Genomic DNA, 13,361 nt, shown 5'->3' on the forward strand with positions numbered 1-13,361 from the left:
GCGCGAAAATCAGCCGCAAACCTCGGGGCCAGACAGCTTGAGTGAGACGCTGCGCGGGCTGCGAGGCATGACCGACCAGTCATCACTCTCGATAGAATGTTTCCACGGCCCGAAGCGCACCCGCTGTTTTCTGGCGACCACCCGGCATTGGGATTTGCCCCACTCTGCCGCGCACCCTAGAATGCGCCGATGCGCGATGATCTCTCCCTTTTGCTGAACTCCCTCAACGATGCCCAACGCCAGGCCGTAGCAGCCCCCGTTGGCCGTCAGTTGGTCCTGGCCGGTGCTGGCTCCGGTAAAACCCGAGTGCTGGTGCACCGTATCGCCTGGTTGATCCAGGTCGAGAACGCGTCGCCGCATTCCATCCTGTCGGTGACCTTCACCAACAAGGCCGCTGCCGAGATGCGCCACCGCATCGAGCAGCTGATGGGCATCAGCCCGGCCGGCATGTGGGTGGGCACCTTCCACGGCCTGGCGCACCGCCTGTTGCGGGCGCATTGGCAGGAAGCGGGGCTGAGCCAGACCTTCCAGATCCTCGACAGTGATGACCAGCAACGCTTGGTCAAGCGGGTGATCCGTGAGTTGGGCCTGGACGAACAGCGCTGGCCCGCCCGCCAGGCGCAGTGGTTCATCAACGGCCAGAAAGACGAAGGCCTGCGCCCGCAACATATCCAGGCCAGCGGCGATTTGTTCCTGGCCACCATGCGCAGCATCTATGAAGCCTACGAGGCCGCGTGCGTGCGCGCCGGCGTCATCGACTTCTCCGAGCTGCTGCTGCGCGCCCTCGACCTGTGGCGCGACAACCCAGGCTTGCTGGCGCATTACCAGAAGCGCTTCCGGCACATCCTGGTGGATGAGTTCCAAGACACCAACGCCGTGCAATACGCCTGGTTGCGCCTGCTGGCCAAAGGCGGCGACAGCCTGATGGTGGTCGGCGATGACGACCAGTCTATCTACGGCTGGCGCGGCGCGAAAATCGAGAACATTTACCAGTACTCCGATGACTTCCCGGACGCGATCACCATCCGTCTGGAGCAGAACTACCGTTCCACCGCCGGTATCCTCAAGGCCGCCAACGCTTTGATCGCCAATAACACCGGGCGCATGGGCAAAGAGCTGTGGACCGACGGCGGCGAAGGCGAAGCGATCAACCTGTACGCCGCCTTCAACGAGCACGATGAAGCGCGCTATGTGGTGGAAACCATCGAGAGTGCGTTGAAAACCGGCCTGGCACGCAGCGATATCGCGATTCTGTACCGCTCCAACGCCCAATCGCGGGTGCTGGAAGAAGCGTTGCTGCGCGAACGTATTCCGTACCGCATCTATGGTGGCCAGCGCTTCTTCGAGCGAGCCGAAATCAAGAACGCGATGGCCTATCTGCGCTTGCTGGAAGGGCGTGGCAACGACGCGGCGCTGGAGCGGGTGATCAATATCCCGGCGCGTGGCATTGGCGAAAAAACCGTCGAGGCCATCCGCGACCACGCGCGCCACGCCGATGTGTCGATGTGGGAAGCCATGCGCTTGCTGATCGCCAATAAAGGCCTGACCGGCCGCGCGGCCGGGGCGTTGGGGGTGTTTGTCGAGCTGATCGAGAACCTGGCCGCCAAGTGCGCAGAAATGCCGCTGCACTTGATGACCCAGACCGTCATCGAACAGTCCGGCTTGATTGCCTATCACGAAGCGGAAAAAGGCGAGAAAGGCCAGGCCCGGGTAGAAAACCTTGAGGAATTGGTCAGCGCCGCCCGCGCGTTCGAAAACACCGAGGAAGATGAAGAGCTGACACCGCTCGCCGCCTTCCTCGGGCATGCGTCGCTGGAAGCTGGCGATACCCAGGCCGATGAGCATGAAGACAGCGTCCAACTGATGACCTTGCACAGCGCCAAGGGCCTGGAGTTCCCGTATGTGTTCCTGGTGGGCATGGAAGAAGGCCTGTTCCCGCACAAGATGAGCCTGGAAGAGCCCGGCCGCCTTGAAGAAGAACGCCGTCTTGCCTACGTGGGCATCACCCGCGCCATGCAGAACCTGGTGATGACCTACGCCGAAACCCGACGCCTGTACGGCAGCGAGACCTACAACAAGGTGTCGCGCTTCGTACGTGAGGTGCCAAAGGGGCTGATTCAGGAAGTGCGCCTGTCCAACAGCGTCAGCCGCCCGTTCGGCGGTGGTCAGCAGCAAAATTCCAGCAGCATGTTTGCCGGTTCCGAAATCCCGGAAACACCGTTCAGCCTTGGCCAGCAGGTCAAGCACGCGATCTTCGGTGAGGGCGTGATCCTCAACTTCGAAGGTGCCGGCGCCCAGGCGCGGGTGCAGGTGAATTTCGCCGAAGGCAGCAAGTGGCTGATGATGGGTTACGCGAAGCTCGAAGCTGTCTGAAGGGAGCTTAATGATCGTTCCCACGCTCCGCGTGGGAACGCCGCCTGGGACGCTCCGCGTCCCGCTTTAAAGGCGTGACGCGGAGCGTCACCGGATGCATTCCCACGCAAAGCGTGGGAATGATCGACGCCCAGCCCTTGTTTTTCACCCACTCGGGCCAATATCTGTAATTAGTCCTACAGACCCTTCGGAATCGGTCTTACGCAAAAGCCCGAAACACTCTGCCGCTAGCCAGTGTCACGACACCTGTGCAACATGGCGCGCGTGCAATCCACAAATGGGAATTCCCTTTATGAAACGTTTTCTTAGCATCGCCATGGCGTTGTGCATCGGCCTGACGATGAGCCTCGACGCCAACGCCAAGCGCTTCGGTGGCGGCAAAAGCATGGGCTCGGCACCGACTCACCAGACCAGCCAAATGGCTCCTTCCGCCGGTGCCGGCGGCGCTGCGGCTACCGCAGGCGCAGCCGGTGCGGCTGGCGCTGCTGCCAAAGCTGGCGGTGCTTCGCGCTGGTTGGGCCCTCTGGCCGGTATCGCTGCCGGTGGCCTGCTCGCTTCCATGTTCATGGGCGGCGGCTTCCAGGGCATGCAGATCTTCGACATCCTGATCATGGCGGTCATCGCCTTCTTGATCTTCCGCTTTATTGCCGCCCGTCGCCGCAAGCAACAGGAGCACATGGCTCCAGCCGGCGCGCCGATGCAGCGTGAAGTGTTCGAGCAAAAACCAGCCATGGGTTCGATCTTCGGTGGTTCGGCAGCACCTGCCGCCGCCCGTCCGGTGATCAACGCACCGGCCTGGTTCAACGAAGAGCGTTTCGTCGAAGCGGCCCGCAGCCACTTCCAGTCCCTGCAGCAGCACTGGGACGCCAACGAAATGGACAAGATCTCCGAGTTCGTGACCCCGCAACTGCTTGACTTCCTCAAGCGCGAACGTGCCGACCTGGGCGACGGCTTCCAGTCGACCTACATCGAAGACCTGCGCGTACAGCTGGAAGGTGTGGATGATCGCGCCGACAAGACCATCGCCACCCTGACCTTCAGCGGCGTGTCGAAGACCTCGCGTTTCGACCAGGGCGAAGTGTTCAGCGAAAGCTGGAACATGGAACGCGCCCCAGGCGACAACCAGCCTTGGCTGGTCGCCGGTATCCGCCAGAACGGCTGATAACCTCACGCTTGAGCACTTGGTAATAAAAACCCCGGACATGTTCCGGGGTTTTCTATTTCGCGGTTGCACTTATAGCGAGCTACTGTATAAAACGCCCTATTAACCGCGCCAACTAGCAAGAGGATCCCGGCCGTGGAAGAAATCATCGAACAATTGCGTGAAGCCAACGAACCGGTCCCGGTTCCTCTGGAGCTGCCTGACGAAGACCAACTGGTGGAAATCGAGGAACAACTGTTCATCGACATCCCGTTTGTCTTCCGCGAATTCCTGCTCACCGTCAGCGACGTGGTATATGGCAGCCTGGAGCCGGTGACCGTCACCGACCCGCAGTCGCACACCTACCTGCCGGACGTTGCCGCCAACGCCTGGGATGCCGGTGTTGACCGCAGCATGATCCCAATCTGCCAGGACGGCGACGACTACTACTGCGTCGAAGAAGACGGCACCGTGGTGCTGTGGTCCGGCGAAGAAGAACTGGTCACCGAAGAAACCTGGGAGTCGGTGTGGCACTGGGCGCGGGACGTGTGGCTCGAAAGCTGATACACAAGGGCTCCCGTTGGGCTGCAAAGCAGCCCCAATCAGGGCGACGTGTTCTTTCAGATCCAGCGATGTGACGGATTTTAGGGCCGCTTCGCAGCCCAGCGGGAGCAAGCTCCCTCGCCACAATGGCATTGGCCTTAATGCTCCGGCGTGTCCTTATGGTTATCCAGGGTTTCCAGCAAGGCGACCTGCATCCGCGTATGCACGCGGATGAACCACCGCCAGAGCACCGCCGCCACTGCAGCAGCCACCACGGCGATCAGCACCAGCAACTTGTTGGTCGGCAGAATACTGGCCGACAAGGCTGCCAGTAGCAGGAAGATCACCAGCAGCGAGAGAATCGGGATCAGTTCTGCGATCACCCGTCGTACGCGCTGGGTATGCCGCCCGGCCATTTCTGGCTTCACGCTCATCTCCGCCAGCAACATCGACAGCGCCTTGAGCTTGCGGTAAGCCGCAATCAAAAACGGCAGCGACAACAGCAACGCCCCGCCCCAGATCAGCGCCTTCTGCCAGCTTGGGTCACTGATCCAGCCCTGCAGATACCCGCCGATGCGCGCCGCAAAGAAGCTGCCAGCAAAGAAGATCGCCACCACCAACGCCAGGTTGACTCCCACTTGCAGGATGATCTTGCGGATCATCGACGCCAGCATCGCGCCTTCACCCTGAGGCTGAATGCTGCGTAGCCACTCGCCATACATGCCGAATACCCGGCTCATGCGCTGGGGCATCACCGCCGCAATCTTCAACGACAACGGGTCGGCGCCGCGAATCAGGTAGGGCGTGAGCAACGTGGTGATCGCCGACACCGCCACGGCCACCGGGTAGAGGAAATCGCTGGTCACCTGCAAGGTCATGCCCAGCGCAGCGATGATGAAGGAAAATTCGCCAATCTGTGACAGCCCCATGCCGACCCGCAGCGAGGTACGGCCGTCGTTGCCGGCGATAAACGCGCCCAGGCCGCAGGACAACATCTTGCCCAGCACCACCGCTACGGTAATCACCGCAATCGGCCAGGCGTATTGCAGCAGGATTTGTGGGTCGATCATCAAACCGATGGCAACAAAGAAGATCGCGCTGAACATGTCGCGAACGGGCTCGATCAGGCGCTCGATCTTAATCAACTGACGGGATTCGGCCATGATCGCGCCGATCAGGAACGCGCCCAGCACCATGCTGTATTCGAGCTTCACCACCAGCAGGCAGAAGCCGAAACACAGGCCCAATACGGTGATTAACAGCATCTCGTTGCTTTCGAACTTGGCCACATAGGCCAGCAGGCGCGGCACCAGCAAAATACCGATGACCAGCGCGACGATCATGAACAGCGAAAGCTTGCCGACCGTGGAGAACACCTCGCCGGAGCTGACTGTGCCGCTGACGGCAATGCTCGACAGCAAGGCGATGATGCCGATACCGAGAATGTCTTCAACGATCAACACGCCAAAAATCAGCTGGGCGAAGCGCTGGTTTTTCATCTTCAGGTCGTTGAGTGCCTTGACGATGATGGTGGTCGAAGAAATCGCCAGGATCGCGCCGAGGAACAGCGAGTCCATGGTGTTCCAGTCGAACCAGCGGCCGATTTCGTAGCCGATCCAGATCATCAGAATGATTTCCAGGAACGCGGCGATAAATGCCGTGGCGCCGACCTTGAACAGCTTGCGCAGGCTGAACTCCAGGCCCAGGCAGAACATCAGGAAGATCACCCCCAGCTCAGCGAGGGTCTTGATGGTGTCTTCGTCGTGGATCAGGCCAAAAGGAGGGGTGTGAGGGCCGATGATGAAGCCGGCGACGATGTACCCCAGCACCACCGGCTGCTTGAGGCGGTGAAACAGGATGGTGACAACCCCTGCCACCAACATGATCACGGCCAAGTCCTGGATAAAGCTGATGGCGTGCATGGCGAGGGGCTCCTTGAGGGTGCTGGCGCTTTTCCCACTTCCACCCGCACCGTTGAACGGTCGCAATAAGCGGAAGGAAAAGTCGGCCTTGATCGTAAGAAATGCCCTGAGATGGGCTTTTGAAGGTTAACACCGCGACTTCCGGCAGAAAGCCGGTGCAATATATGGAAACAGATCGGTGCACGCGTGACGGCAAGCCGCCCGCCGGCGTCCCGTTAGGGAGAGCGCTGCAAAGATTCCAGCACCCGCAGAGGTGCCTCCCCAACCGATGCCTACAACCCGTGAGTGTGCTATGGAACCCGGAAACGCCCAGCTGTCGATGACGGTATTGATGACCCCTGACATGGCCAACTTCTCAGGCAATGTCCACGGCGGCACCCTGCTCAAGTACCTCGACGAAGTGGCCTACGCCTGCGCGAGCCGGTATGCCGGGCGCTATGTGGTGACGTTGTCGGTCGACCAGGTGATTTTTCGCGAGCCTATCCATGTCGGCGAGCTGGTGACCTTCCTCGCCTCGGTCAACTACACCGGCAATACCTCGATGGAGGTGGGCATCAAGGTGGTGACCGAGAACATCCGCGAGCGCTCGGTGCGCCATACCAACAGCTGCTTCTTCACCATGGTGGCCGTGGACGATCAGCGTAAACCCGCCGCCGTCCCGCCGCTGCAACCGCAAAATAGCGAAGACAAGCGCCGTTTCGTGCAGGCCCAGCAGCGCCGGCAGATTCGCCAGGAGCTGGAAAAGCGTTATCAGGAAATCAAAGCCGACGGCCCGTAAATCCCAAACTGTAAACTGGATCAAATGTGGGAGCGGGCTTGCTCGCGAATACGGTGGGTCAGCCACATGTGCGTTGACTGACACTCCGCTTTCGCGAGCAAGCCCGCTCCCACATTTTGATCTGCGTCATTACAGGCCGATTGGCGTAGCTTCGAAGCGTACGCGGGGATGGGCGATACGGTCTTGGGCGCGAACCAGTTCCAGCTCGTAGCTGGCGCAGGCCTGGGTTTCCAGCAGCACTTCATGCACCGCCGCCGCCGTGAATTCGAACGCTGCCAGCAAGCTGTCCCCCAACAATACGCGCGCCAGGAACAGCCCCGACGTCAGGTCGCCCACGCCCACCGGTTGACGCGGGAAGGCCAGCAACGGCCGACGCAAGTGCCAACTGCCATCAGCCGTCACCAGCAACATCTCGAAGCCATCCGGCAGTTTGCCCGGGTAATCCAAGTGCTTGACCAGCACCGCCTTCGGCCCGCGTGCCAGCAGCGCCTTGGCCATGCCCAGGCAATCGAACAGCGACTGCGGCTTGCGACCGGCAAAGCTGTCCAGCTCCAGCTGGTTAGGGCAAAGGAAATCCGCCATCGCCGCCGCCTCGTCCAGCAGGAAATCGCTGACTTCCTGGGGCACGATGCAGCCCTTTTCCGGGTGGCCCATCACCGGGTCGCACAGGTACAGGGCCTTGGGGTTGATGGCCTTGATCCGCGCCACGCCGGTGAGGATTGCACGGCCCTGGTCGGCACTGCCCAGGTAGCCGGACAGCACGGCATCGCAGTTGCCCAGCTCGCCAATCGCGGCAATGCCTTCCACCAGCGCCGGAATTTGCTGCGGCGCCAACACTTCGCCCGCCCACTGACCATACTGAGTGTGGTTGGAGAACTGCACCGTGTTGAGCGGCCAGACGTTCACCCCGACCCGCTGCATGGGGAATACGGCGGCGCTGTTTCCGGCGTGGCCAAAGACCACATGAGACTGGATCGCAAGCAGATGAGGTGTGCGTTTCATGCGGGAGATTTCCGTAAAGCCGTTGAAATTCTGGCCGCGCAGTATGCGACTAAACACAGCCTATACGACAGGCCAGCGACACAGTTAAGCTGCTCTCACTTTGTTGGAGTTCATCGCATGCTGACCCTGGGAAACATCTTCGTGTTGATGCTGCTGGCGACTGGCGCCGCCTGGGTGTGGCACAACCACGGCCTGCGCGAGCGGGCGCTGGAGCGGGTCAAGCAGCATTGCGCCAAGCTTGATATCGAACTGCTCGACGGCGCGGTGGCGTTGAAGCGCATCGGTTTTGTGAAGGATGCCAATGGTCGGCGCCGTCTGGCGCGCATCTATAACTTTGAGTTCACGGTGACCGGCGAAGCCCGCCACCCCGGGACCATCACTCAGTTTGGCGCCCACAGCGCGCAGATCGAACTGGCGCCCTACCCGTTCGAGATAAAAACGCCGCTGCCCAGCGCTGAGGTGATCGAGCTGAGCCAATGGCGCCAGGACCACGCCAGTAAGAACCGTCACTGACGGCAGGCCGCTAACGCACCCTGCAATGCGGCCACGTCCTGTGGCTGGCTGAAGATCAATTCAATACGTGAATCACGCCGCCATTCGCTAGGTTGAAAGGCGAGCGAATGGTTATCCACAGCGTTCACGCTAACCCATCCATCGGCGCTGTGGATAACCAGTTTGGCACGACGCCATGCAAGGTTTATCAGCCAGTGTTGAATGTGCTGGGCATCGAATTGCTGGCTCGGGTGCCAGCGCCAGCCGATGCTCCAACCGCCTTCTTGAGCCTGGCTAAGGCATATCGGCAGCGCCGGGTCGGTCCAGATGGCTGGCATCTGCGCCAAGCCTTTGGGCACGTCGAAGTTATCCACAGCCTCACGGCCTTGCGCATTCAGGCCTGGCAGCTGGTCGAGTGGCAATTGCGCCTGGCGCGTCCAGTAGAGCGGGCAATCGGGTAATTGCTGTTCAATGGCCTGGCGTTGCGCGGCATCCAGTGACTCGTCCTTGTTCAACACCAGCAGACCGGCGCTGGCCAAGGTTTCACGTTGCGCCTCAGGCAAGGGTTTACCTGCTGCCAGCGCCTGGGCATCCAGCACCAATACGCACGGCTGAACCGCGAGCACGTCCTGCCAAGGCGCCTGCCGCAGTTGCTTGAGCAACTGCGCCGGGTGGCCCAGGCCCGAGGGCTCGATAAACAACCGATCCGGCTTGGCCTTACGCAGCAGGCGGCCCAGGCCTACCTGGAACGGTGCGCCATTCACACAACACAAACAGCCACCGGCCACCTCGCCCAGCGCAATGCCGTCGTCATCCTGAGCAAGCAAGGCTGCGTCCAGGCCGATCTGCCCGAACTCATTGATCAATACCGCCCAGCGCTCGTGTTCCGGGCGTTGGGCGAGCAGGTGCTTGATCAAGCTGGTCTTGCCGGCGCCCAAAGGCCCGGCAATCACATGGGTGGGAATGTTCTGCAGCATCAGGGGCATCATTCAGACCGTCTAGAGAGCTAGATCCTACCCGGTTATGCCAGCCAATCCAGCGTCAGGATCAATCGTCGCTCATCGGCTTTGAGCGCGGGCGAGCGATGAATTAAGCCGTGGGCTTCGTTGCCATGCCATTTGGTGCCCTTGAGCATGGCCACTTCACCGCAAAGGACCTGCTCGATGCGCTCGGTAGGCTCAGCGTCCGGCTGGCTGAGCTTGCGACGGTCCATCACGCCTTCACGCAACCACTGGCTGCCGATGCCTGCGTAGGTGGTGATCAGCCGAACTGGCACGTGATCGACGTGAAAACGCGGGCACATGGCCTTGTCCAACAGCCGCAAACGCAGGCCAATGCGCTTGGCGCCGAGCAAGCAGGCAAACGCGCTGACCAACCACGACACATCGGCGATAAAGCCGTCGTAGCCTTCAAGATCACGGCAACTGGACGCCAACCCTTGCAAGTTCGGTACAGCGTCCTCGTTGTCGAGCTCAATTACCAAGGCGTCGGCCAACGGCTCATTGAGCGCCACCAGCAAGGCGCCGAACTCAGCAATATGCAGCGGCAGTTGGCGCTGCCATAGCGCCAGGTTGACGCCGTCTTCGAGGATATCGGACAACGCCAGCGGGGTTTCACCGCGGGTCTGTCGGATTACTGGGCGCAGCGGGATCACCGGGGCCAACATCAGGCTGCCTCTTCATACCAAGGGCCAAAGGGGTCGGCCAGCAGGCGCCAACCTTCGACGCCCAGGGCCATTTCTTCATCGGTGAGCAAGCAGGCGTCCAACTCGGCGCGCATCTGGTTGAAGTCGATGTTTTGCCCGATAAACACCAGTTCCTGGCGGCAATCACCGGTGCTCAGTTGCCAGTTGCCCATGATGGCCGCCACGCTTTCTTCATCCTGCGGCCACTGGCTTTTCGGCACGAAGCGCCACCAGCGCCCGGCAAAGCCATGGCGCATCAGCCCGCCAGCCTGGGACCAACTGCCTGCGTCCTGATGCTTGCTCGCCAGCCAGAAAAAACCCTTGGAGCGCAGCAGTTTGCCGTTTACCCACGGGCGGTCGATAAAGTCGAAAAAGCGCTGTGGATGAAACGGGCGGCGCGCGCGATAAGCGGTGGAGGCGATGCCGTATTCTTCGGTTTCCGGCACATGGTCACCGCGCAGTTCCTGCAACCAGCCCGGCGCCTGGGCGGCGCGCTCGAAGTCGAAGCGGCCGGTGTTGAGGATCTTGTTCAGCGGCACTTCGCCCATAACCATGGGGATGATTTCGGCCTGGGCGTTGAGGCGTTCGAGGATCGCTATCAGTTCCTCGCGCTCACGGCTGCTGATCAGGTCGATCTTGCTGATCAGGATCACGTCGGCGAATTCGATTTGCTCGATCAGCAGGTCGGTGATCGAGCGTTCGTCCTCTTCGCCCAGGGTTTCGCCGCGTGAAGCCAGGCTTTCGGCCGCCTGGTAGTCGAGCAGGAAGTTCATGCCGTCGACCACAGTGACCATGGTGTCCAGGCGCGCAATGTCCGCCAGGCTTTGTTCGTTTTCATCGCGGAAAGTGAAGGTTTCGGCCACGGGCAGCGGCTCGGAAATACCGGTGGACTCGATCAACAGGTAATCGAACCGACCTTCCTTGGCGAGTTTTCCGACTTCTTCCAGTAAATCTTCACGCAAGGTGCAGCAGATGCAGCCGTTGCTCATCTCCACCAGCTTTTCTTCGGAGCGATTGAGGGTGACGTCACGCTGCACCTCGCTGCCGTCGATGTTGATTTCGCTCATGTCATTGACGATCACCGCCACCCGCAAATTGTCGCGGTTGCGCAGGACGTAGTTGAGCAGCGTACTTTTGCCGGCGCCAAGAAAGCCGGACAACACGGTAACGGGGAGACGATTGGGCATCAGGTTTTCCTCATCAGGGGTGGCCGGTCAAATCGCCCGTTTATGGCGTTCGCGCAGCTCTTCACGTTCTTTGGCTTCGATACTCAGGGTCGCGGTGGGGCGCAGCAGCAAGCGTTTCAGGCCAATGGGGTCACCGGTTTCACGGCACCAGCCGTATTCGCCGCGAGCCAGCAATTCCAGAGCGTCGTCGATTTTGTCCAGCAGCTTCTTTTCCCGCTCCAGCAGGCGCAGTTGCCACTGGCGCTGTTCTTCGGCACTGCCCACATCGGCTGGGTCGCTGTTGGTTTCCTGCTCACGCAACACCAGGAACTCGGCTTCAATGCGCGCTTGTAGTTCATAGCGCTGGGCCAGCAGCCGTTCGCGGAAGAAACCTTGCTGGGCCTCATTCATGTAATCGGCAGGCGGTTGGGTCAGGAGGTCTTGTTCAGTCATGGAAAGCAGTTCACGGGTCAGGCTGTGTTTTGATGTTATAGTATAACAATACAAATAAGCCAATCCCCCTTGCTCGTCACGACGAAGGGCGCAATGCTTGAATACTTCCTTGCCCCGAGAAGCCCTATGAAATACTTGGTGTGCGCGCTGTTTTTGGCAGCGGCTGGACCGGCCTGCGCCCAAACGCCAAGCCTGCTGGCGAACTGCACACGCAGCGCCAACCTGCTGGCTTGTGTGGATCCGCTGGGCAATGCCTACAGCGTGGCAACTGCCGGCAGCACCACGTATTTGCGGGGTTTCGAGGTGATCGGCAAACGCTACTGGGCGCAGACCAACAGCCGCTATGGGCAGCTGACGTTCTTTACCGGGTTGGCGTCCGATGGTGAGGCGTGGGTCGGCTACACGCGCCGCGTGGGCTGGACCACCATCAACCGGTTTTCCAGTTCCGGTGGCGCCAGCGCCAAGTTCACATGCAGCCGTGTTACCGGCTGTTAGACCTGACCGCTCTTTTGTTCTTGAACCCAGGCCATGTAGCTGTTCATCGGCGGGTTCTTCTCGAAGTATTTTTTCAGGCCCTCGAACAGCCCATCCGCCACCGCCTGTTGATGCCGCGCGGTCACCAGCCGCTGGGCATCCTGGGTATTGGAGATAAAACCGGTCTCGACCAGGATCGACGGTACATCCGGTGACTTGAGCACCGCAAAACCTGCCTGCTCCACGCGCTTCTGGTGCAGCGTGGTGATGCTTTGCAGGCTGCCCAACACCGAGCTGCCCAGCTGCAGGCTGGAGGCGATAGTGGCGTTCATCGACATGTCGAGAATCACCCCGGCCAACATCGGGTCTTTATCCTTCAGATTGAGCAAGGTCGTGGCGCCCAGCAAATCCGCACCGTTTTCGCGCTGCGCCATGAAACGAGCAGTGGCGGAGGTCGCACCGCCTTCCGACAGCGCATACACCGAGGCGCCCGACGCCGTGAGCCGGGGCGCGGCATCGGCGTGCACCGATATGAACATGTCGGCTTTGTGCTGACGGGCAATATCCACGCGCTTGCGCAGCGGTACGAAGAAGTCGTCGTTGCGCACCAGTTTCACGTCAAAACCCTTCTCGCGCTTCAAACGTTTGGCCAGCAGCTGGGCGATGGACAGCACCACGTCTTTCTCGCGCTGACCCTTGGAGCCGATAGCGCCCGGGTCTTTGCCGCCGTGACCAGGGTCAACCACCACGATGATGTCGCGCTTGGGATGCGCTTTATCCACCGGCGCCACCAAGGGCGGCGGTTCAGCGGCGATCTGGCGCGGGGCGTGGGTGGCGCTGGTCAGATCGAGTACCAGGCGATGACCTTGGCCATCCTGCGGTGGCAACAAGAAGCTGTTGAGCTGCATTGGCGTGGCCAGGTCCAGCACGATGCGCGTATCACTTTTGCCGAAATGCCCGGAGCGAATCGAGGTAATCCCACTGTTCTTCAACGCCAGCTGCGAAAAATCACCCGTGAGCCCGGCGCCGCTCAGGTCGATGATCAAGCGTTCCGGCGCGGTCAGGGAGAAGGTCTTGTATTGCACCGGGCCGCTGAGGTCGAACACCAGGCGCAGTTTGTCGTCGGAGCGCCACAGGCGCGCATTACGAATCTGTGTGGCGAAAGCCCCCATTGGAAAGGTGAACAAAGGGCTGACCAACAGCAGGTTGAGAAGCTGACGTCTATGCATGACAGATACCGCAAATAGAGGAGCGTCCCTGCTCGACATGACTGAAGAAAGGCTGGAGCAGAAAAATCATCGTCGACTCAATAGTTATAATATAACATGTCTTT

Annotated in this window: 13 protein-coding genes; 6 read left to right on the top strand and 7 right to left on the bottom strand. The window is 60.6% G+C overall.

What is annotated here, in order from left to right; translation table 11 throughout:
- Nucleotides 1-189 precede the first annotated feature (189 nt).
- The 3 genes from uvrD to ACA065_RS30470 all read left to right on the top strand — a co-directional run bounded on the left by uvrD (nt 190) and on the right by ACA065_RS30470 (nt 4,078).
- Nucleotides 190-2,373 carry a DNA helicase II gene (gene uvrD / locus ACA065_RS30460; protein WP_497692747.1) on the top strand — a complete coding sequence of 728 codons (2,184 nt, stop codon included), beginning with the start codon at nt 190-192 and terminating at the stop codon, nt 2,371-2,373.
- A gap of 292 nt (nt 2,374-2,665) precedes the next feature.
- Nucleotides 2,666-3,535, top strand: a complete 870-nt coding sequence (locus ACA065_RS30465; protein WP_497692748.1) for a Tim44 domain-containing protein — start codon at nt 2,666-2,668, stop codon at nt 3,533-3,535.
- Nucleotides 3,536-3,670: 135 nt separating this feature from the next.
- Entirely contained in the window at nt 3,671-4,078 is a 408-nt protein-coding gene (locus ACA065_RS30470; protein WP_017739032.1) for an SMI1/KNR4 family protein, read from the top strand.
- A 137-nt stretch (nt 4,079-4,215) separates the two neighbouring features.
- Here the strand turns inward: ACA065_RS30470 and ACA065_RS30475 are convergent, their stop codons facing one another.
- Nucleotides 4,216-5,979 (bottom strand): cation:proton antiporter, encoded by a 1,764-nt coding sequence (locus ACA065_RS30475; protein ID WP_497692749.1) that lies wholly within the window; start codon nt 5,977-5,979, stop codon nt 4,216-4,218.
- A gap of 292 nt (nt 5,980-6,271) precedes the next feature.
- Between ACA065_RS30475 and ACA065_RS30480 the strand changes: the two genes are divergently transcribed.
- The gene (locus tag ACA065_RS30480) at nt 6,272-6,757 is read left to right on the top strand and encodes an acyl-CoA thioesterase (protein WP_003213461.1); all 486 of its coding nucleotides are present in this window, start codon (nt 6,272-6,274) and stop codon (nt 6,755-6,757) included.
- A 129-nt stretch (nt 6,758-6,886) separates the two neighbouring features.
- Here the strand turns inward: ACA065_RS30480 and pdxY are convergent, their stop codons facing one another.
- Nucleotides 6,887-7,759, bottom strand: coding sequence for a pyridoxal kinase PdxY (gene pdxY / locus ACA065_RS30485; protein WP_497692750.1), 873 nt, complete (start codon nt 7,757-7,759; stop codon nt 6,887-6,889).
- Between the two features lie 117 nt (nt 7,760-7,876).
- On the opposite strand from pdxY, the gene ACA065_RS30490 reads away from it, so the two are divergent.
- Nucleotides 7,877-8,272, top strand: a complete 396-nt coding sequence (locus ACA065_RS30490; protein ID WP_083356039.1) for a DUF3301 domain-containing protein — start codon at nt 7,877-7,879, stop codon at nt 8,270-8,272.
- Here ACA065_RS30490 and ACA065_RS30495 read toward each other — a convergent pair.
- The 4 genes from ACA065_RS30495 to dksA are packed head-to-tail and all read right to left on the bottom strand — an operon-like array spanning nt 8,266 to nt 11,554.
- Nucleotides 8,266-9,228, bottom strand: coding sequence for a CobW family GTP-binding protein (locus tag ACA065_RS30495; RefSeq protein ID WP_497695443.1), 963 nt, complete (start codon nt 9,226-9,228; stop codon nt 8,266-8,268). The two genes, ACA065_RS30490 and ACA065_RS30495, sit on opposite strands and share 7 nt — an antisense overlap.
- Nucleotides 9,229-9,272: 44 nt before the next feature.
- Nucleotides 9,273-9,917, bottom strand: coding sequence for a DUF1826 domain-containing protein (locus ACA065_RS30500; protein ID WP_497692751.1), 645 nt, complete (start codon nt 9,915-9,917; stop codon nt 9,273-9,275).
- Entirely contained in the window at nt 9,917-11,122 is a 1,206-nt protein-coding gene (gene zigA, locus ACA065_RS30505; RefSeq protein WP_497692752.1) for a zinc metallochaperone GTPase ZigA, read from the bottom strand. The genes ACA065_RS30500 and zigA overlap by 1 nt, the downstream gene beginning before the upstream one ends.
- A gap of 27 nt (nt 11,123-11,149) precedes the next feature.
- Nucleotides 11,150-11,554 carry an RNA polymerase-binding protein DksA gene (dksA, locus tag ACA065_RS30510; protein ID WP_497692753.1) on the bottom strand — a complete coding sequence of 135 codons (405 nt, stop codon included), beginning with the start codon at nt 11,552-11,554 and terminating at the stop codon, nt 11,150-11,152.
- A 126-nt stretch (nt 11,555-11,680) separates the two neighbouring features.
- On the opposite strand from dksA, the gene ACA065_RS30515 reads away from it, so the two are divergent.
- Nucleotides 11,681-12,049: a glutamine synthetase gene (locus ACA065_RS30515; RefSeq protein WP_497692754.1), complete on the top strand. Its 369-nt coding sequence runs from the start codon at nt 11,681-11,683 to the stop codon at nt 12,047-12,049.
- Here ACA065_RS30515 and ACA065_RS30520 read toward each other — a convergent pair.
- Nucleotides 12,046-13,257, bottom strand: a complete 1,212-nt coding sequence (locus tag ACA065_RS30520; RefSeq protein ID WP_497692755.1) for an N-acetylmuramoyl-L-alanine amidase — start codon at nt 13,255-13,257, stop codon at nt 12,046-12,048. The genes ACA065_RS30515 and ACA065_RS30520 overlap by 4 nt on opposite strands.
- Nucleotides 13,258-13,361: the final 104 nt, after the last annotated feature.

This window comes from Pseudomonas sp. LBUM1640, assembly GCF_059716225.1.

Excerpts from the sequence above, each read along its gene's own strand:
- ACA065_RS30465 (WP_497692748.1), top strand. The coding sequence starts at position 2,666 with ATGAAACGTTTTCTTAGCATCGCCATGGCGTTGTGCATCGGCCTGACG.
- ACA065_RS30490 (WP_083356039.1), top strand. The coding sequence starts at position 7,877 with ATGCTGACCCTGGGAAACATCTTCGTGTTGATGCTGCTGGCGACTGGC.
- zigA (WP_497692752.1), bottom strand. The coding sequence starts at position 11,122 with ATGCCCAATCGTCTCCCCGTTACCGTGTTGTCCGGCTTTCTTGGCGCC.
- uvrD (WP_497692747.1), top strand. The coding sequence starts at position 190 with ATGCGCGATGATCTCTCCCTTTTGCTGAACTCCCTCAACGATGCCCAA.
- dksA (WP_497692753.1), bottom strand. The coding sequence starts at position 11,554 with ATGACTGAACAAGACCTCCTGACCCAACCGCCTGCCGATTACATGAAT.
- ACA065_RS30475 (WP_497692749.1), bottom strand. The coding sequence starts at position 5,979 with ATGCACGCCATCAGCTTTATCCAGGACTTGGCCGTGATCATGTTGGTG.
- ACA065_RS30480 (WP_003213461.1), top strand. The coding sequence starts at position 6,272 with ATGGAACCCGGAAACGCCCAGCTGTCGATGACGGTATTGATGACCCCT.
- ACA065_RS30500 (WP_497692751.1), bottom strand. The coding sequence starts at position 9,917 with ATGTTGGCCCCGGTGATCCCGCTGCGCCCAGTAATCCGACAGACCCGC.
- pdxY (WP_497692750.1), bottom strand. The coding sequence starts at position 7,759 with ATGAAACGCACACCTCATCTGCTTGCGATCCAGTCTCATGTGGTCTTT.
- ACA065_RS30520 (WP_497692755.1), bottom strand. The coding sequence starts at position 13,257 with ATGCATAGACGTCAGCTTCTCAACCTGCTGTTGGTCAGCCCTTTGTTC.
- ACA065_RS30495 (WP_497695443.1), bottom strand. The coding sequence starts at position 9,228 with ATGCTGCAGAACATTCCCACCCATGTGATTGCCGGGCCTTTGGGCGCC.
- ACA065_RS30515 (WP_497692754.1), top strand. The coding sequence starts at position 11,681 with ATGAAATACTTGGTGTGCGCGCTGTTTTTGGCAGCGGCTGGACCGGCC.